The organism is Bradyrhizobium sp. Crot121, from assembly GCF_059512385.1.
Map to the genome: position 1 here is coordinate 1 of NZ_JCAMOR010000114.1, position 16868 is coordinate 16868.

General features: G+C 64.0%; 19 protein-coding genes, 3 pseudogenes and 1 riboswitch. Of the genes and pseudogenes, 3 read left to right on the top strand and 19 right to left on the bottom strand.

Annotated features, from left to right (window positions below):
• Window positions 1-91: 91 nt before the first annotated feature.
• The 4 genes from AC5ZGW_RS42255 to AC5ZGW_RS42270 form a co-directional block, all read right to left on the bottom strand.
• On the bottom strand, window positions 92-586 hold the full coding sequence (locus AC5ZGW_RS42255) for a hypothetical protein (RefSeq protein WP_028162326.1): 495 nt from the start codon (window positions 584-586) through the stop codon (window positions 92-94).
• A 30-nt stretch (window positions 587-616) separates the two neighbouring features.
• Window positions 617-1486, bottom strand: coding sequence for an RES family NAD+ phosphorylase (locus tag AC5ZGW_RS42260; RefSeq protein WP_130229641.1), 870 nt, complete (start codon window positions 1484-1486; stop codon window positions 617-619).
• An 82-nt stretch (window positions 1487-1568) separates the two neighbouring features.
• Window positions 1569-2876 carry a type II toxin-antitoxin system HipA family toxin gene (locus tag AC5ZGW_RS42265; protein WP_130229642.1) on the bottom strand — a complete coding sequence of 436 codons (1308 nt, stop codon included), beginning with the start codon at window positions 2874-2876 and terminating at the stop codon, window positions 1569-1571.
• Entirely contained in the window at window positions 2876-3127 is a 252-nt protein-coding gene (locus AC5ZGW_RS42270; protein WP_028162324.1) for a helix-turn-helix domain-containing protein, read from the bottom strand. The genes AC5ZGW_RS42265 and AC5ZGW_RS42270 overlap by 1 nt, the downstream gene beginning before the upstream one ends.
• A 220-nt stretch (window positions 3128-3347) precedes the next feature.
• On the opposite strand from AC5ZGW_RS42270, the pseudogene AC5ZGW_RS42275 reads away from it, so the two are divergent.
• Window positions 3348-3680, top strand: a pseudogene (locus AC5ZGW_RS42275) (PepSY domain-containing protein); the annotation flags it as partial.
• A gap of 129 nt (window positions 3681-3809) precedes the next feature.
• Here the strand turns inward: AC5ZGW_RS42275 and cobF are convergent.
• The 7 genes from cobF to AC5ZGW_RS42310 form a co-directional block, all read right to left on the bottom strand.
• Window positions 3810-4559, bottom strand: coding sequence for a precorrin-6A synthase (deacetylating) (gene cobF / locus AC5ZGW_RS42280; protein ID WP_028162322.1), 750 nt, complete (start codon window positions 4557-4559; stop codon window positions 3810-3812).
• A gap of 45 nt (window positions 4560-4604) precedes the next feature.
• Entirely contained in the window at window positions 4605-5282 is a 678-nt protein-coding gene (locus AC5ZGW_RS42285) for an energy-coupling factor ABC transporter permease (RefSeq protein ID WP_130229644.1), read from the bottom strand.
• 202 nt (window positions 5283-5484) lie between these two features.
• Window positions 5485-6213, bottom strand: a complete 729-nt coding sequence (gene cobA, locus AC5ZGW_RS42290) for a uroporphyrinogen-III C-methyltransferase (RefSeq protein WP_028162320.1) — start codon at window positions 6211-6213, stop codon at window positions 5485-5487.
• Complete coding sequence (locus tag AC5ZGW_RS42295) at window positions 6210-7520, bottom strand: cobyrinic acid a,c-diamide synthase CobB (RefSeq protein ID WP_028162319.1); 1311 nt, start codon at window positions 7518-7520, stop codon at window positions 6210-6212. The genes cobA and AC5ZGW_RS42295 overlap by 4 nt, the downstream gene beginning before the upstream one ends.
• Complete coding sequence (cobM, locus tag AC5ZGW_RS42300; protein ID WP_028162318.1) at window positions 7520-8302, bottom strand: precorrin-4 C(11)-methyltransferase; 783 nt, start codon at window positions 8300-8302, stop codon at window positions 7520-7522. Before cobM ends, AC5ZGW_RS42295 begins: the two co-directional genes overlap by 1 nt.
• The gene (locus tag AC5ZGW_RS42305) at window positions 8299-8667 is read right to left on the bottom strand and encodes a cobalamin biosynthesis protein (protein WP_028162317.1); all 369 of its coding nucleotides are present in this window, start codon (window positions 8665-8667) and stop codon (window positions 8299-8301) included. The genes cobM and AC5ZGW_RS42305 overlap by 4 nt, the downstream gene beginning before the upstream one ends.
• Window positions 8664-9845 carry a bifunctional cobalt-precorrin-7 (C(5))-methyltransferase/cobalt-precorrin-6B (C(15))-methyltransferase gene (locus AC5ZGW_RS42310; protein ID WP_028162316.1) on the bottom strand — a complete coding sequence of 394 codons (1182 nt, stop codon included), beginning with the start codon at window positions 9843-9845 and terminating at the stop codon, window positions 8664-8666. The genes AC5ZGW_RS42305 and AC5ZGW_RS42310 overlap by 4 nt, the downstream gene beginning before the upstream one ends.
• Between AC5ZGW_RS42310 and AC5ZGW_RS42315 the strand changes: the two genes are divergently transcribed.
• Window positions 9844-10590, top strand: a complete 747-nt coding sequence (locus AC5ZGW_RS42315; protein ID WP_130229646.1) for a cobalt-precorrin-6A reductase — start codon at window positions 9844-9846, stop codon at window positions 10588-10590. The genes AC5ZGW_RS42310 and AC5ZGW_RS42315 overlap by 2 nt on opposite strands.
• On the opposite strand, the gene cobJ is transcribed toward AC5ZGW_RS42315, so the two are convergent.
• The 8 genes and pseudogenes from cobJ to AC5ZGW_RS42355 form a co-directional block, all read right to left on the bottom strand.
• The gene (gene cobJ / locus AC5ZGW_RS42320) at window positions 10566-11300 is read right to left on the bottom strand and encodes a precorrin-3B C(17)-methyltransferase (RefSeq protein ID WP_028162314.1); all 735 of its coding nucleotides are present in this window, start codon (window positions 11298-11300) and stop codon (window positions 10566-10568) included. The two genes, AC5ZGW_RS42315 and cobJ, sit on opposite strands and share 25 nt — an antisense overlap.
• Window positions 11297-12028 carry a precorrin-2 C(20)-methyltransferase gene (locus AC5ZGW_RS42325; RefSeq protein WP_028162313.1) on the bottom strand — a complete coding sequence of 244 codons (732 nt, stop codon included), beginning with the start codon at window positions 12026-12028 and terminating at the stop codon, window positions 11297-11299. Before AC5ZGW_RS42325 ends, cobJ begins: the two co-directional genes overlap by 4 nt.
• 2 nt (window positions 12029-12030) lie before the next feature.
• Complete coding sequence (locus AC5ZGW_RS42330; protein ID WP_028162312.1) at window positions 12031-12660, bottom strand: precorrin-8X methylmutase; 630 nt, start codon at window positions 12658-12660, stop codon at window positions 12031-12033.
• A complete protein-coding gene (gene cobG, locus AC5ZGW_RS42335) occupies window positions 12660-13823 on the bottom strand; it encodes a precorrin-3B synthase (protein WP_028162311.1) in 1164 nt (387 codons plus the stop codon). Before cobG ends, AC5ZGW_RS42330 begins: the two co-directional genes overlap by 1 nt.
• A gap of 97 nt (window positions 13824-13920) precedes the next feature.
• Window positions 13921-14292 (bottom strand): DUF1636 family protein, encoded by a 372-nt coding sequence (locus AC5ZGW_RS42340; RefSeq protein ID WP_130229647.1) that lies wholly within the window; start codon window positions 14290-14292, stop codon window positions 13921-13923.
• Window positions 14293-14386: 94 nt separating this feature from the next.
• A riboswitch (cobalamin riboswitch) is annotated at window positions 14387-14603 on the bottom strand.
• A gap of 117 nt (window positions 14604-14720) precedes the next feature.
• The gene (locus tag AC5ZGW_RS42345) at window positions 14721-14921 is read right to left on the bottom strand and encodes a hypothetical protein (RefSeq protein WP_207231130.1); all 201 of its coding nucleotides are present in this window, start codon (window positions 14919-14921) and stop codon (window positions 14721-14723) included.
• A gap of 52 nt (window positions 14922-14973) precedes the next feature.
• Window positions 14974-15269: pseudogene (locus AC5ZGW_RS42350) on the bottom strand (CobD/CbiB family cobalamin biosynthesis protein); the annotation flags it as partial.
• A 21-nt stretch (window positions 15270-15290) separates the two neighbouring features.
• Window positions 15291-15473, bottom strand: a complete 183-nt coding sequence (locus AC5ZGW_RS42355; RefSeq protein ID WP_028162308.1) for a hypothetical protein — start codon at window positions 15471-15473, stop codon at window positions 15291-15293.
• A gap of 1098 nt (window positions 15474-16571) precedes the next feature.
• Here AC5ZGW_RS42355 and AC5ZGW_RS42360 point away from each other — a divergent pair.
• A pseudogene (locus AC5ZGW_RS42360) lies at window positions 16572-16868 on the top strand (IS256 family transposase); the annotation flags it as partial.

Consider the following 16868-nt stretch of genomic DNA (forward strand, 5'->3'; position numbering starts at 1 on the left):
GCAACCTCAGACCGGCCGACAGTCGGCGCTACGTCCGTCAAGCGAAAGTAACATCCTCAGATGAGGCAATACGGGGGTCAGAGTTCGGCGCTTATTCACACGGTCGCCATAGCGGGTCGATGGAGATCAGCCGGTGGAAATGCAGGCTGCCGATGGTCGCAGGCGCATGTCCTACACCCACAATCGCCTGGTCGCGAAGGTCCGGAGGCAGCGCGCCGATGGGCAGTTGGTCGCGCAGATAGGTCTCGATGCGCCCCAGATCGAGCAGGCGGGCGCTCGCATAAAGCGGATCATCGAATCGAATGTCTGCGGCCCATACGCGCGCCAGGACTGCAAGCACGGCCCGCGCCATGCCGGGCCTGGTCTTGACTGCCTCAAGCTCTTCGAACGCGAGCTCCGCGAGCGCTCGACCGACGATGGGGACAAGGGTGGCGTGATCGGCGGGTCGGCTGAAGCCACCCGCGAGGCGGGCCGCGAGCAGCGGTAGTGTGGCGACATCGCGGCCGTGGTCTCCCGCACGCGCCGCTGCGACACGTTGCATGCGAAAGGAGAGAGTGCCCTCGACGATGACGGTGTGACGCTTCATGTTGCCGAGGACCCTGGTTGCCCGTTCTCGCTAGCGCGGCAGCGCGGTCTGCGCCGCTCGCCGGTGCGACCAGTTGTCGAGCATGACGAATTCGTGGAAGTCGCAGCCGGGATGCCTGCAAATCACGCTCGGCTGAACCTGGCCCCTGGCGCTGATGGAATGCCCCTTGAGTGTAAGTCGGTGACCATGCGAACACGTGACCTCGGCCTTGAAGATGTGCTCGGTGGAGGGGTGACAGGCGGTCCAATGGCCTGCTGGTGCTGAACCGGTCCCCCGCCAATGCGCAAGGCGGGTCCGCGGTTCCGGCGTGTGTCGTTGCGTGGGCGAGCGACGCGGCGTGAATGGTCGGCGTGACCAGATCGCGCGCCAAACGGCCTTTGCCCAGGACAGCGCCATTTCGATTCTACGCTGCAAGAACCTCCTCCTTTCCCGCGAGAATCTCGGGTAGAGCCTGTCGATGCGAACGCCGTTCCATTCAAAGCGATAGTGCGTTGTCTGAATCGATCGGCCGAGCGCCTGTCCCTTGAGGACGGCAATCGCCGTTGCCGTGGGGCGCTCGGCCGGCCGAAACAGGACACCGTCGATGTCGGCTGGGACCGCGTTGCCCAATGACCAGCGTTGCTCTCGCGGAAGTTCGGCCGACACGGTGCGCAGGTCGATGAACTTCCCCTCGACGGGGGTCTTCAACATCCGCATGTCGAGGCCGGCTGCCGCTTCCTTTGTGCGCGACAGGAATCGCGAACGGCGCGCGATCGAGACCGCCAGGGCCGTTTGGGGCGTGTCGGCGAGCTCCAGGCAGGATCGCTCGGGGGCAAAGAATGTTGTGCCCTCGGGATTCTCATAGGTGAATGGGGCCAGATTCCAGTTCTGGAGCATCGCTGAATCGAGCTTTGGCCCCATGATCAATCTCGCTGGTCCAGCGTGGCGATGGGCAGAGATGCCCCTCGGCTTCGATTAACTGGTGGCACATCGATCTTTGGCATCACGCATCCTCCAACCTGCGCAGACGAGCCTTGACCCCATTATTGATGCTATCAGCGACTTCGGCAGGAAATGCCTTCGGGAGCGCCGCGGTGACCTGTTCGACCGCCGCCGGCGCCTGTGCGCGCAGCTCATCGAAGATCGCGGTCACGAGTCCCGCGCCAATCCCTGCCTTGGCAGCGGTCTGGACAAAATGGCGCGGCATGACGCTGTCGACGACGTAGTGACGGCTATCACCGACGGCCATGGCCAGCTTCATCTTGTTACGCTTGATCTGGCCTGCGTCGAGGCTGGGCTGCGCTGAGATCACATCGTAGAGCGGGGTCATGCGGAAGCGACCGCCGGGAGAGAGAAAGACGCTGAAATTTTTGGCGTGCCTATCCGTGGCACCGAGAAGCCAGAAGGCAATCACGGCTTTCAGAAACGTCGTTTGATCTGCCTCTGGCTGATCGCTCCCTTTCAGCAGATTGAGGATAGCTGGAATACCGGGCCCGCCCTCGGATTCGTATTTCAAGGATGGCGGCACGGACAAAGCCTGGCAGCAATCCTCTTGGGGCAAACGCAGGAGACGGTTGTCGCTGGTCCAGCGGCGATCGAACCGCTCGACCACGAGCACGCGGTTACCCTCAAACTCCTCAATGGCGACCGGGGCGCTCGGAAACCCAAGGGCGGCTGTCAGCTTGAGACAGAAGAACTCATTCTCGACGCTGTAGGAAAGATCGATGCCGTTCGGCAGTCGGCCAATCTGCGGTTTGAGGATGTGCGTCGTAGCTGTAGTCGCCAGCGGCTTGTACCAACGCCCTTTCCAGAACAAGAGCGCGGTCTTTTCCTGGGCGCCGGCGATCGAGATCCGAAAGTCCTCGTCCTCGCCAAGCCCAAGGGGAGCCGATGCAAGGTCGCCGAGAAGCTGCGCGATTTCCTTGTCGTTAACAGGTCTGCCGTCGACAGCACCGGCGGCGCCGGGTTCGATACCGTCCGGCAGGAATTGCAGTGCGCCGACGCAATCCCGTCCGACAGGGGCAAGTAGGTCGTAAGCGTCGATGCCCTGAGCGTGGACTCGCTCCGCCATGCGACGACGGATGGGCGTGCTGTCGGGCAGGAGATTGTCGAAGACGGCGATGACAGGCGCACCGATATAGCGGTCCTCACGCAGAGGCAGAGATAGCGACACGGGCAGCGCATGCTCCCAGGCAAGCCAGGACGGATCGTACTGAAAGTCGATTGCGCCGCTGGATTGCCTGTTCAGGCGCCCGACGAGACGGCCGTTCAAGAAGACATTGAGCGGGATATGCCGCCGCGGGCGAGCCATCAAAAGATGTCCTCGATCTCGGCCGGCTTTGCCTTCGTCCTGGGACGGATAACGAACTCGAGGTCGAGCGCTGCGAGAATATCACAAAGCGTTCCGAGCTGAGTCCCGGGCGCGCCACTCTCGACGGCCGAGATAGTTGCTTGCCGTAGCTTTGTCTTGTCCCTGACGCGGGTCTGGTTCAGGCCAAGGTTGCGGCGTTGCCGGCGGATGGCATCTCCGATTTGCTTGGGCGTTCGGGCGATCTGGTCCACGGCGTACCTCTCTAGGCACGCCATATACGCTCTAGAGGTTAAATGTCAATATACGCTTCAGAGGTTAAAAATGGATATACCTTTCAGCGTATACACCATATAAATACGCTTTAGCGTATAGCCGCCCTCCTACCCTGCGGGCGGCTTTCAGGCTCTCGCTCCTCATTCCCCATGAGCTTGCGGTAACGACGAATGGTGTCCTGCAAGTGCGCGTTCACCGGCTTCGGATCGAGAAGCGCACCCACAAACGTGGTTCGATGCTTATTGGTATTCGCATCACAATGAGCGCCCTCTGCCGGTGCTGCGCGTGGGCTTCGAGGACGCGGCTCAGAGCTGGTTCTACATTGATCCGCGCAATGGCGACATTCTCGGCCGCGTCGACAAAAGCCGCCGGACGTATCGCTGGCTATTCAATGCCATGCACAGTCTAGATTTTCCGCTGCTGCTGCGCCATCGCCCGGCATGGGACACCGTGATGGTGCTCCTGTCGCTCATTGGAATCGTCGTGTCGACGAGCGGTATCGTGATAGGTTGGCGGCGACTGCGATCCTAGCGGACAGTTTTAGAGCAACCGCGACGGCCGCCTCGCGATGGACGGCAGAGATTCCGGGGCACTTCTGATAGACCCATTGAGGGAGCATGTTGCCGTACCTCTGTTCCGTTCGCGCGACGAATGGCCGCTTCACGATCTACGTTTGAGAATGTAGCTGTCCATGATCCACCCGTGCCGTGCGCGCGCCTCCTGCCGCGCGGCAGTGATGCGCGGACCCATCTCGGATAGCTCGCCCGACATAATGATCTGATCCGGCGTACCGAGATAGGCGCCCCACCAGATGTGCAGGCCGTGCGCGTCGAGCGACTGAAACGCCGTGCCACCGTCGAGCATCACGACCACGGTATCGGTGCCGGGCGGCCAGCCGCCTTCGCGCAACCGCCGTCCCGTCGTGACCAGAAAAGGCTCGCCGACATCGTTCAACGGCAGCGCGTGGGCCGCGCACAATGCCTGGATCGACGTTATGCCGGGGATCACTTCGATCATAGGTGTGGGATCGAGCCGTCGCGCGATGCGCAGGGACGAGTCATAGAGCGAAGGATCGCCCCAGATCAGCAGCGCAATCCGCCCCTCGCGTCCCAAATGGCCGGTGATCGTCTGCGACCAGGTTGCGGCGACCGCGTCGTGCCATTCGTCCACGCGCTTGCGGTAATCCGTTTCGTCTGCGTCACGAACCGGCAGGTCGAATTCCGCGATGCGTGCCGCTGCATTGGTAAGTACGTCTTTGCAAATGGCCCGCCGCAATTCGGCGAGCTCGGACTTCGCCATTCCCTTGCGCGGAATGAGAATGAGATCGGCTGCGTTGATGGCACGGATTGCCGCGAGCGTGAGTTGCTCGGGATCGCCGCAACCGATGCCTATCAAGGAGATCGTGAGCATTGCTTGAGCGAAGAGCGGCCATGGCGGCCGCCGTTCGCATTGTCTCTAGGCAGCGTTGTGCAGGCGGCGGGTGACGAACCCCTCCGCGGTCACGGCACGCAGCGATTTGGCGAGCGCCAACACGGCGAGATCGGCCAACGGCTCGATCAATACGACTAGCGCATAGGACGCCGCGAAGGTCTCGATGTTGGCGAGATTGGCGGCGCCAAAGCCCGCACCATAGAGCGCCCAGAAGGCGACCCACGCCACGATGCCCGACTGGTATGCAGTCGAGAGCGCGAGGGCCTGGCGATATTGCAAGTCCACATAGGCCGTGTTGCGTGGAACGATGCGCTGGCCGAGCGCCTGGATCGCAAATAGTGGCACCAACAGCGTCGTGACGTTCATGCCGTATTGCGGCAGATCGGTCGGCACGAAGAATAGTCCCTGCAACAGTAGACCGAGCGCAAGTCCCAAGGCAGCTGGCGCCGCGCCGAACAATAAGAACAACGTCGAGCCGAGGATGAAGTGCACCTCGGAGACCCCGACCGAGAAATGCGGCAGGATCTCGAAGAACGTGAGCACAAGCGCTGTCGTGGCCATTATCCGCACAGCCAACGATCCGATGCCCTGCTCGCGCACGGTCTCGACCGCGAGCTTGAGCGCGACAGCGCCCGCGGCGATGCCCGTCGCATAACTCAACACGAGCTTGGCGCCCGTTACGATTCCCGGTTCGATATGCATGATCTCAAGTCCTTCCTGCCGTCACACCCGACGGCCCTGGGTCCACGGGCGGCCGGGGCTTCCGGGCGCGCGCAATGGGTCCGCCCTACCCCATTCCCGATTATGTTCCGGCGCTTTGCGCCGCTTCGAGCACCATGCCCTCTTGTGTGCTCTTTTCGAACAGCAGGCGTCAAGGGGCGAGCGAGGGCGGACGCCGACATCATCAGGCAGAATCTCCTGCAAGCGCGCCGAACAGAATGACGGCGGCTTTGGTCACGGCTTCGGCTTGCGCAAGACGTTCGGCGAGCTCTGCGATGGTGGTGCGGACAAGCCGCTCATCGGAGTGGCCTAAGGATTCCGCAAGCAGCGCCGGGGTATCAGGCGCAAGACCATGCGCGATCAGCTTTGCCGCCAGAGCGGGGAATGTCCGCCGGCCCATATAGACCACGGTGGTTGCTTCCGAATCGGCGAGGGCCGCCCAATTGAGATTTTGCGGCAATTCGCCGGTGACATCGGCTGCGGTCACGAACTGGACCCGGCGCGACGTGTGGCGTCGCGTCAACGGAACGCCGGCCTGCGCGGCGGCAGCGCAGGCCGCGGTCACGCCGGGAATGATCTCATAGCCGATATCAGCCGCGCGCAGCGTCTCGATCTCCTCTTCGAGACGGCCGAAGACGCCGGCATCGCCGGATTTCAGGCGCACCACGCGCGCGCCGGTCGAGGCATAGTCGACCAGGAGCCGGTTGACATGCTGCTGCTTGGTCGAGGGACGGCCGGCGCGTTTTCCAACCGCGACGAGATTGGCGCCGGGACGGACACGGTCGAGGATCGCGCCTGACGCGAGATCGTCATAGAGTACGACGTCGGCCTCGCGAAGCCGCGCGGCCCCTTTCAACGTCAGGAGCTCGGGATCGCCGGGACCGGCGGAGATGAAAGAGACGAAGCCCCTCACCGGTCCTCCGCAATCAGGTGAAAGAATGTGCCGGTCGCGTGACCGCGCCGCGAGCCGGTCTCGGCGACGATCGCCCCGGTCGCGTCGCGGACGACTGCGAGCGGCGTATCTGGCTGTGCGACGATCGTGGAATAGTGAAACTCATGGCCACGCAAGCGCGCGCCGGCTTGATGTCCAGGGATCGGCGCCGCGAGCTCGGCGAGACGATAGCCGAGGTGCATGCGACGTTTGGCAAAGCTCGTCTCCAGACCGAGCAAGCCGACCATCTCGTGGCGCGCGCCTTCGGCATCCGCCAAAGCCGCACCCAGCACCATATAACCCCCACATTCGCCGTGCACGGGGCGCGTCGCCGCAAAGGCGCGGAGAGCGGTGCGAAATCGTGCGTTGGCCGTGAGGCGGCCGGCGTGCAGTTCGGGATAGCCGCCGGGCAGCCAGCACACATCGGCGCTTTCATCGGGGCCTTCATCGGCGAGCGGCGAGAAGGTCGTGATCTCGGCGCCCGCGGAGCGCCAGGCCTCCAACATATGCGGATAGACAAAGGAGAACGCCGCATCGCGAGCGAGCGTAATGCGTTGACCGGGCGGATCGACGCCGAGCCCGCGCGCGGACGGTTGCGGCGACCAGCTGGACGCCGCTTGCAGCACGGCGTCGAGATCGACATGCGCGCTGACGAAGCGCGCGGCCTCACCGATCAGGCCACTGATCTGAGCCTGCTCCTCCGCCTGCACCAGGCCGAGATGCCGTTTCGGCAAGCTGATTTCGGCGTGGCGAGGCAAGGCCCCGAGCACGGGTATGCCGGCATTGGCGAAGGCACTGCGCACGAGCTCCTCGTGGCGCGGACTCGCGACGCGATTCAACACGACACAGGCAAGGCGCACACCCGCGCGAAAATCGCGCAGACCCGCGGCCACGGCCGCGGCCGTCTGGGCCTGTCCGCACGGATCGATCACGAGCAGCACTGGCCAACCGATCATCTCGGCAATGTCGGCGGTGGCGCCGGTGCCGGAGACGCCGCGTGCGGCCGCGCCGTCAAACAAGCCCATCGAACCCTCGGTTAGAACGAGGTCGGCATCCGCACCACGGCCAACGAGGTGCTCGATCGCCGCGCGATCCATCGCCCAACTGTCCACGTTGACGGACGGGCATCCGGCGGCGGCGGCATGAAACGCCGGGTCGATATAATCGGGCCCGCTCTTGAAGCACTGCACCTTCAATCCGCGGTCGCGATAGGCGCGCGCGAGCGCCAGCGTCAGCGTCGTCTTGCCGACGCCGGAGGCCGGCGCCGAGATGACGAGGCCCGCCCCCATCACGACGCCTCCGGAAAGCGCGGTACCGGCCCGATCGGCCGGTAGCGGCGATCATAGTCGGCGGCGTAGAGACGACTCTCGGCAAACTCCTCCGAACCCAAGGTCTTGCCCACCAGGATGAGTGCGGTCCGCTCGAGCTCAGCACCAAGAGCGGCTTCAACTGTGGCGAGCGTGGCGCGGACGATGCGCTGGTCTGGCCAGCTCGCGCGCCAGACGATCGCCACCGGGCAGTCCGCGCCGTAATGCGGCGCGAGTTCGGCGACGACCTTATCGAGTAAATGGATCGACAGATGAATGGCGAGCACCGCGCCGGTTGCGGCGAACGCGGCGAGGTTCTCGCCCTCCGGCATCGCGCTGGCCCGGCCCGGCGTACGCGTCAGCACCACCGATTGGGCCAACCCCGGCAATGTCAGCTCAGCTTGCAGCGCTGCCGCGGCCGCGGAAAAGGCGGGAACACCCGGCGTCACGGAATATGAAATACCGAGCGCGCGCAGGCGGCGCAATTGTTCGCCCATCGCCGACCAGATCGAGAGATCACCCGAGTGCAGCCGTGCCACATCCTTGCCGTCGGCATGCGCACCTGCGATTTCTGCGATGATCTCGTCGAGCGACAGTGGCGCGGTGTTAACGATTCGCGCGCCTTGCGGGCAATGCGCCAGCACGCCCGCCGGCACCAGCGAGCCGGCATAGAGACAGATCGGACAAGAGGCGATGAGATCGCGGCCACGCAAGGTCAAGAGATCCGCGGCGCCCGGCCCTGCACCGATGAAATGCACCGTCATTCGCCGTCTCCCTCCGCAATGGCAGCGGTTGCCGTCCGGTCCTGCGAGATCGACCGCCTCGAAATTAGCCGCGCGCGACGGCCGGCCGCGGCGAGCGCGGCAGCCTCGGCGACCGATCCCGTGCCAAACTTGTCCCTGATGAGTTTTGACTGAGTCGGCGTTGCGATGCCTGTCAGAACTTCAGCTGGAATCGCCTTGATCGGCACGCCGCATTCTCGCGCGAGCAACTTCAGGGCACCCGCTTCCGCCTTGTCGCTAACGGTTGCCACCGCCGCGATTCCGGCGGGTCCGCCGGCCGCCACGAGCGCTTCGCGGAGCGCGTCGAGCGTGGCGTCGCGTTGGAATCCCAAGCCCGCGACCTTCATCTGACCACGCTCCATTGCACGACCGGCCGTGTCGCCTCCCAGGAGCGGTAATGGCCGAGTCGTCCTGCATGCGCGAGCTCGATCCGCATCAACCCGCCGCCGTGGCGGTGGTGCAGTTCCACGAGAAACGCTTCCGTCTCGAGCGTTATGGCGTGCGCGACCAGCCGCGTACCCGGGACAACGCGCGACCAGACGGCATCGAACATCGCGCTGTCGAGACCTCCGCCGAGGAACACAGCATCCGGCGTTTCAAGTGCAGCGAGAGCGTCGGGAGCAGTCCCGCCAATGACGGTGACCCGGTGCGACAGCCCGAAACTCGCTGCATTGCGGCGGATGTTCGCGGCGCGGTCATCGCGCGCCTCGACGGCCACCGCGATCCCGCCGCACAGCGCCCATTCGATCGAGATCGAGCCAGAGCCTGCGCCGATATCCCACAACCGTTCGCCCAGTCGCGGCGCCAGCGCCGAAAGAGCGAGCGCACGCACCGGCCGCTTCGTCATCTGGCCATCATGCGCGAAGAGATCGTCCGGCAGCCCCGAACTGCGGGTGATGCCTTGTGCTCCGCTGGCCTTCAGCGCAACCGCGACCGGGCCATCGGCCAAATCACCGGCATAGCTGTCTGCGCGATGCTGCATGATCTTCTCACGTGGGCCGCCCAGCGCGGCGAGGGTCCAGAACGACGATGCGTCCCACCCCTGCTCTGTCAACCATCTCGCAAGGTCACCAGCCGCCCTGGCATCGCGCACCAGGCAAATGATCTGTGCGCCGCGCGCGAGATGCGGCACGAGCCGTTCGAACGGCGCGGCGTGCAGTCCGAGACAGATGACGGACTCAAGACGCCAGCCGAGCCGCGCTGCGGCGAGCGAGAATGTCGAAGGCGCGGAATGCGCGATCCACTCGCCTGCCTCGAGCTTCTCCGCAAGACTGCCGCCGACGCCATGCCAGAACGGGTCGCCCGAGGCGAGCACCGCCGTCGGGCGGCCGCGGCAGCTCAGCACAGCGTCGGCATCGAACGGCACTGGCCAGGGCCGGGTGCGTTCGGTTATGCCTGCGAGCGCAAGATGGCGCTCGCCACCAAAGACGGTTTCGGCTTCAAAAAGCGCCTTTCGGCTTGCCTCGGAGAGGCCGGCAAGGCCATCCTCGCCGATACCGATGATGGTCAGCCAGGGATCAGCCATGACGCGCGCCCTCATTCTGGGCGGAACGAGTGAGGCCAATTTGCTCGCTGCAGCAATTGCGCGGGCGGGCCTCGAAGCGATCTACTCCTATGGCGGACGCACCCGCAACCCCGCCGACCAGCCACTGCCCACCCGCGTCGGTGGATTCGGCGGCGCGAACGGACTTGCCGACTATATTCGCCGCGAAGCCATTACGCATGTCGTTGATGCAACCCATCCGTTTGCGGCCGAAATGAGCCGCAACGCGGCTGCCGCGTGCGCGGCAAGCGGAACGCCTCTGATCGCGATCGAGCGTGTGCCTTGGGCCAAGGCGACTGACGATAACTGGATCGAGGTTGCGGATGTCGCGTCCGCCGTCGCCGCCTTGCCGGAAAATCGGGCGCGCGTCTTTCTTGCCATCGGCCGGCAACACATCGCGCCGTTCGGCGCGAAGCCGCAGCATGCCTACACCTTGCGATTCGTCGACCCGCCCGAGGGCGCACTGCCATTCGATGCCGACGTCATCGTGTCGCGCGGGCCATTCACTCTTCAAAGTGAGCTGGAGATGATGCGCACGCGCGGCATCGAATGGATTGTCGCCCGCAATTCCGGGGGCGAAGGCGCGCGCGCAAAAATCGACGCTGCGCGTGCGCTCGGCCTTCCCGTGATCATGATCTCGCGGCCGCCTCTGCCTGAGCGGACGCGGATGGAAAGCGTGGCCGAGGTGATGCAATGGCTCGGTCATCGGGCGTGCCTCGGCGCATAGACCCAGCGGCCAACGCGTCGCGTCGCCGAATTGCCGATGATCACGAGCGTACGCATGTCGGCCATCTCGGGCAACGCCTCGCTCAATTTGATCATTTCAATCCGCTCATCGGGTGTGCTGACCGCGCGCGCGAATATCACGAGACGGTCGCCGCACCCGGCCTCCTTCAACACTGAGAGCGCGCGTCCAAATCCCTCCAGCCGGCTCGCCGAGCGCGGATTGTACATCGCGATGGCAAAATCAGCTTCGGCCGCAAGCCGCAGCCGTTTCTCGATCACCGCCCACGATTTCAGATTGTCGGAGAGATTAATGGCACAGAAATCGTGTCCGAGCGGCGCGCCGGCGCGCGCGGCCGCCGCCAGCATTGCGGTCACGCCAGGGAGCACCCGGATCGGAAGCCCCTGGTATTGCGGCGTCTCTTCGAGCGCTTCGAACACGGCAGAAGCCATCGCAAAGATGCCGGAATCGCCAGAGGATACCAGCACCACGTTGCGTCCCTCTGATGCCAGCCGCAAAGCGTGGGCTGCGCGTTGCAACTCCATGCGATTGTCCGACGGATGGAACGTGAGCCCTTCGCGCGGCGCTACGCGCGCGACATAGGGCGCATAGCCCAGAATGTCGGTCGCGGTAGCTAGCGCGGCCGTCACCTCCGGCGTGACCAGCGCCTCATCGCCCGGCCCAAGTCCCGCGATCGTCAGCGATCCCGTCATGCGATGTTGTCCGCGCGCCATCCCGTTCCATGCACGAGCACGATTGCAAAATAGGGGCAATCGGTTTCCTCGACATCGACCAGCCGCGCGACACGCTCGCCCGGCATGGTGCCGCGCTCGACCAGCCAGGCATCATTGAGACGACCGGCGGAGGCGAGCGCACGGCGCACCTTTTGGAGGTTGCGCCCGGTCTTCATGACGACGAGCGCGTCCGAATTGCGCATCCGCCGTTCGAGTTCATCCTCCGCCATTGTGCCCATCAAGACGGTCGTCACGTCATCGCCCAACGCAATCGGCTGACCGACCACATTCCAGCAGCCGGCCATGCCCGGAATGCCCGCGATCACCTCGATCTCGACGCGGCCTCGCAGGCCCGCGTGCAAATGCATGAAGGAGCCATAGAAGTAGGGATCGCCTTCGCAGAGCACGACGACATCGACCGCGAGCGCAAGCCGCGCCAGACGCTCCGCCCATTCTTCATAGAAGCCGGCGAGCACGCGAAGGTAATCCGGACTGTCGAAGGAGAGCTCGGTGGTGACCGGATATTCCATCGGATATTCGGAGACATTGGCGGCCAGCATGCCTTCGACAATGCGGCGGGCCTGACCGGGACGCCCTTTCTTGCGGAAATAGGCGACGTGCCTGGCTGCGCGCACCTCGCGGTCCGCGCGCACGCTCATCAAGTCCGGATTGCCTGGCCCGAGGCCGCAGCAAATGATGCGCCCCATCGCTATTCGCTCCGGCTCGCGAGCGCGTTCACGGCGGCGACGGTGATCGCCGAGCCGCCGAGGCGTCCTTCAATTGTCAGGGCGGGCGCCGGCGGATCGGCCATCAGCGCGGCCTTGGATTCAGCCGCGCCGACGAAGCCGACCGGACAGCCAATGATTGCAGCCGGCCTCGGGCAATCGCGATCCTCCAGCATGTTGAGGAGGTGAAACAGCGCGGTGGGCGCGTTGCCGATCGCGACAAGGGCGCCATCGAGGTGCGGTCGCCACAGTTCCAGTGCCGCGGCCGAACGGGTATCGCGCATGGATTGTGCCAGTACGTGAACGGCGGGGTCGCCGAGCGTGCAGACGATGGCATTGACCGCCGGCAACCGCGCGCGTGTAATCCCCTCGGACACCATACGCGTGTCGCAAAGTACGGGCGCGCCGGCCTGCAGCGCATCCCGCGCCGCCGCCACCATGCCGGGCGTGAAACGGATATGGGCCTCGAGCCCTACCATGCCGGCGGCATGGATCATGCGCACGACCACCTGTTCTTCATCGGGCGTGAAGCGCGTCAAGTCCGCCTCGGCGCGGATGGTGGCAAAGGACTGTCGATAGATCGCTGCACCGTCGGTTTCATAAATGTGCGGCATCAGCGTCCTCCCGCCAGCATGGAGGGATTTTCGATGATGACGCCGTGGCTCAAGCCACGCATAACTGGCGCGGCGCGCGGCGAGCCGTCGCGGATGAGATCGAATCCGGCGCTGGTCGCAACCAGCGTGATCGCGGTCGCCCCGGAATGCGCGCAGCCCTTGGCGCAGCCCGAAACGTGGAGGCGCGCGTCCGCGGCGATGTGCGGCGCAAGCGCGGCAGCCAGCGTGCGGGTATCGGCAAGAGCCTCGCGGCAGCGCGGCGCGCCGCTGCAAGCGATGACGCGAAGCGCTGGGTCATCGGCCTCGGTGATGAGGTCCGCACCGCGCGGCATCGTGCGTGCTCCCTCAGCAAGAATCATCCGCCACGGTGTCATACGCAACCCTTGCGCATCTGCGGCAATAAGCCGAAGCGCCGAATGGGGCAGTTGCCCGAATGCGACGCCGACCATCGCACCCAGCGGACAAAGACCGGGACGAGGCACAGCGATCGTCGGTGCGGGCTCGGTCCTACCGAGCAGTGCATCCGGCAATCTCGCGCCGGCCATGATGTGGGCGGCCATGCGCCCTCGCCTGCCGCTGGTGCCGCCTGAGGTAATGAACCATTCGGCAAGCGCGACTGCAACGCTCACAGCGTCGCCGCGCGTAACGGAGCGACCAAACTCAGCGCCATCGGCGCGCACCAAAAGGCCGCCCGCGCGGCCACGCTCGATCCGAATGTCCGCGGATGCGCCAGCAAGCACCCGTTCCTTGCCGTCATCGACAGCGAAGCCAAATTTGGTCGGAAGAGCTAGCCCACTGCCGGCAAGGGCCTGCTCCAGTTCGGCTGCGAGCGAACGCGTGTCATCGCCTATGCCCCAGAACGGTGTCACCAGGATGTTGCGATGCGACTCGGCCTCCGGATCATGGTCAAGCAGCTTCAATTGGGCGAGACCGTCGAGCAGAGACAAGTGTCCCTGATCACTCACGCCTCTGATCTGGAAGTTGGCCCGGCTGGTCAAGTCGATCAAGCCGTTGCCGTAACACTCTGCCAGATCAGCCAGCCCTGCCGCCTGTGCCGCATCGAGCCTTCCGCCATAGGGGCGCACGCGGACCACGAGCCCGTCGCCTGACTGCATCGGCCGCAACGCGCCAGGGCACCAGCCCTTGATAGCGACCGTACTCATGACGCCTCGCGCGGCGCAGCCGCGATCGAATTTCGGCGCGTCTTCCAGAGTGATGCCAAGCCAGTGACGACCGTGACAGGGACTTTTGCGAGCGTGTTCATTCCGCGGCTTCTGGCAGGGCGGCGATAGGTGGAATGCGAGCGAGCGATTGTTTGCGGAAGATCTCCGGCCGGCTGCGCCATGGCACGATGCCATCGGGTGCCGCCGCGTAAGCTGACGCGCCGGCAATCACGTCGTGCGCGTTGCCATCGGACAAGCGACCGTAGACATAGGACCACCGTCCCGGCGCGCTGAGCGCGACCGAGCAGCCCTGGTTACAGGCGGACAGGCATTCGACGGGAACGACGACGCCGTCAGGCACGCCCGCGTCGAGAATAGCGGCATGCAGGCGCGCACCGGGCGTAATCTCGCCTTCCCCGAGCGTCTGGCCCGGGCGGCATGTGATGCAAACGTGAAGAGTGACGATCATCGCCCCTTCCTGAATTGACGGCGGGAAGCGATGAGGTGCACGAACCGTCCTTGAGGAGGCTTCGCTTTCCCCGTCGCGGAACACCCCGTCCGCCGGTCTCAACGTTGCGCTGGCAGGTCTCCCGGCTTGCGGAGCAGGGTCTTTCCCTTCGATCCCCGCCTTCCCGATCCCCAGGGGATCAGTGGCTTCGGGCATCTCTCCGGTCACGGTCGCGGGGGCGGCTGCTTTTCAGGCCAAGCCGTTTGGCTCGAGCCCTATCGCATTCCCTCTTCGCCTGTCGCAGAACAGGCACCAACGCGGGCCGACCATTTGCTCTGGGCCGCAACTTGTCAAGCCAAAGGGACCACGCCGGATGATGTCCGAACCAGATGCCGCCGAGGACGGGGACATCGTCGCGCCCGAGGGCTCCACCGACGCCCGCCACGCCATCAAAATGGCGAAAAAGGAGATGGTCCGCGAAAGATCAGGGCGACCAAGGACGGCGAAGAGGGACTGATCGGGCGCAGGTGATAAGCCAGGGCTAGCTCGGTAAAGCTTTCGTCGATCACTAGACGGCCGACACGCGGCAGGATCGAAAGAAGTTCACTCTGATCATGATGCTTTCCGTCGGGATCGTTCGGGTTGACCACGATCGCGAGCTCAGCCCTCGCGAGCGCCTCGAGTTCCCGCCGCGATGGTCTCGTGATACGCTCGCGGACCGCTGAGCCGCTCGCCGAGCGCTCCAGCTATGGCGGCTTCGAGCCAGCCGGCATTAATCGAGCGGCGCCGGTTCGCATCGCGCATCATGCATGACCACCCTGCGAAGACCGGGGCGCGCAGCACGAAGAGAACAGCGGTCAGGCGAGCTGGAATGAAGTTTGCCACATCATCGATGCGCGCGCCGCAGCCCAACCAAGAGCTTCGTGTCGCGGCGTATGATGGCCGATCATAGAGTCCAGTGCGTTGATCGCCTTGTAGCCGGCAATGCCAGGTACCCCACCCCGACCAAGCCGGGATTTCTACTTCAGCAAATATGCGCCTGCGAATTGTTCGGCCATCACCGCACGTTCTTCTTCAGTTTGACCCAAATGCGACATCGACCCGTGATGGTCCTTCGCATCCAGCGTATGATGGTCATTTCGATTTAGCACCTCCTCCATCCCTGCCGGATCAGGCTGCGTTGTCTCGTCGAGGATCGGCATGGGCATTTCGGTGGCAGGGCCTGGCGCGGCGAACGCTAAACTAGTCACAACCGATAGCGGAATGCCGAGTTGCACTCGGGGGAAGCTCCCTTCGAGGGCGTGATCGCGGCCTCGTGGGAGGGCCGCTACAGGTCACCTCCGCGGCCGAAGTCTCTCCGCGAAATCATGAAGCAAAAGGAAAGCAATGAGCGCGATTGACCACTGGTGAGTCGTGCGACATACGGATCTTTCTTTACAGGCGTCTCTGGTTGCTCAAATATCTTCTGCGGTGGGTCAGATATCCCCCTCCACATCTGTCACAGATAGGGAGGCTCTTCTATGATCCTATTCAGGATAGTCTTCGCAGTAAGCGCTATCTTGCTAACCAGGGATGCATTTGCGGAGCCGGGGAATCTGGATCGGGACAGCCCCATTTCGCTTTGGGTCGCCAGCAGACTGCACCGATCTGGGAATGACATACGTGAGGAGTGATTCAAAAGGGGACGGTGACAAATGCTGGACTGGAACGAAAGTGTATTGTTCAGGTTATCCCGCCCCTGAAGTTGCATTCATCGGTTATGATGCTTGTGACGGTTTTCAATGTCATCGAACGATGTGCGGTAGCAATCCCAGTCCGGGTCGGAGGGTAATCGCAAGTGAGTCTTGGTACTTCTGTCCTGCCTGCGGCAGTGCAAATATTAGAAGGATCTTGAGATTGAACAAAGTTCCTAACGCACAGATTGCGGGTGCTTGTCCGTGGCGATATTTCTAGGTTCGTGATCATTGGGCAGTGCGTAGGCGCAGTCAGCGCACATGATCGCCCGCTTGTCGCCGATGCAGGTCCGATCCTTGCCGCCGTTGTGCTTGCAATCGCGGCATTTGAATAGGTAGTCACCTGGCGCGCGGAAGATTGACGGAGCGGATCGCTCGAATTTTCGCCGACGTTCAGCGCCCGCATCGACCGGGTGATCGATTAGGCTGGCTACTTCCGGTATTGGCCCTTCGGCGACCTCGTCATAGGGAGCTATGCGGGAAACTGGGTGATGACGGACTGAGATAGGCGGCGTATCGAGGCGGGTGTCGAAGCCTGCCAGAACCTCTCAAGGAGAGCGATACGCCATGAACGAGACTAGCAACATTGTCCCGCTCCGTCAGCCCGACGAGATCGACGATCCACTGACCAATATCCTGCGTGCTGGTGCGCGGCAGCTTCTGGCGCAGGCCGTCGAGGTCGAAGTCGAGACCTTTCTTGCCACGATGAAGGATTTGAAGCTTGCCGACGGACGCGCCCGTGTCGTGCGGCATGGTTACGGCCCGGTGCGAACGATTGCGACGGGCATCGGTCCGGTCGAGGTCGCGCGGGCGAAGATTCGCGACCGTGGGGCGGCCGGCGATAGTGAGCGGATCCGGTTCGGC

Coding starts and splice junctions, on each gene's coding strand:
- AC5ZGW_RS42255 (WP_028162326.1), bottom strand. CDS start 586: ATGAAGCGTCACACCGTCATCGTCGAGGGCACTCTCTCCTTTCGCATG.
- AC5ZGW_RS42260 (WP_130229641.1), bottom strand. CDS start 1,486: ATGGGGCCAAAGCTCGATTCAGCGATGCTCCAGAACTGGAATCTGGCC.
- AC5ZGW_RS42265 (WP_130229642.1), bottom strand. CDS start 2,876: ATGGCTCGCCCGCGGCGGCATATCCCGCTCAATGTCTTCTTGAACGGC.
- cobF (WP_028162322.1), bottom strand. CDS start 4,559: ATGCTCACGATCTCCTTGATAGGCATCGGTTGCGGCGATCCCGAGCAA.
- AC5ZGW_RS42285 (WP_130229644.1), bottom strand. CDS start 5,282: ATGCATATCGAACCGGGAATCGTAACGGGCGCCAAGCTCGTGTTGAGT.
- AC5ZGW_RS42295 (WP_028162319.1), bottom strand. CDS start 7,520: ATGGGGGCGGGCCTCGTCATCTCGGCGCCGGCCTCCGGCGTCGGCAAG.
- cobM (WP_028162318.1), bottom strand. CDS start 8,302: ATGACGGTGCATTTCATCGGTGCAGGGCCGGGCGCCGCGGATCTCTTG.
- AC5ZGW_RS42305 (WP_028162317.1), bottom strand. CDS start 8,667: ATGAAGGTCGCGGGCTTGGGATTCCAACGCGACGCCACGCTCGACGCG.
- AC5ZGW_RS42315 (WP_130229646.1), top strand. CDS start 9,844: ATGACGCGCGCCCTCATTCTGGGCGGAACGAGTGAGGCCAATTTGCTC.
- AC5ZGW_RS42310 (WP_028162316.1), bottom strand. CDS start 9,845: ATGGCTGATCCCTGGCTGACCATCATCGGTATCGGCGAGGATGGCCTT.
- cobJ (WP_028162314.1), bottom strand. CDS start 11,300: ATGACGGGATCGCTGACGATCGCGGGACTTGGGCCGGGCGATGAGGCG.
- AC5ZGW_RS42325 (WP_028162313.1), bottom strand. CDS start 12,028: ATGGGGCGCATCATTTGCTGCGGCCTCGGGCCAGGCAATCCGGACTTG.
- AC5ZGW_RS42330 (WP_028162312.1), bottom strand. CDS start 12,660: ATGCCGCACATTTATGAAACCGACGGTGCAGCGATCTATCGACAGTCC.
- cobG (WP_028162311.1), bottom strand. CDS start 13,823: ATGAGTACGGTCGCTATCAAGGGCTGGTGCCCTGGCGCGTTGCGGCCG.
- AC5ZGW_RS42340 (WP_130229647.1), bottom strand. CDS start 14,292: ATGATCGTCACTCTTCACGTTTGCATCACATGCCGCCCGGGCCAGACG.
- AC5ZGW_RS42355 (WP_028162308.1), bottom strand. CDS start 15,473: ATGCCGATCCTCGACGAGACAACGCAGCCTGATCCGGCAGGGATGGAG.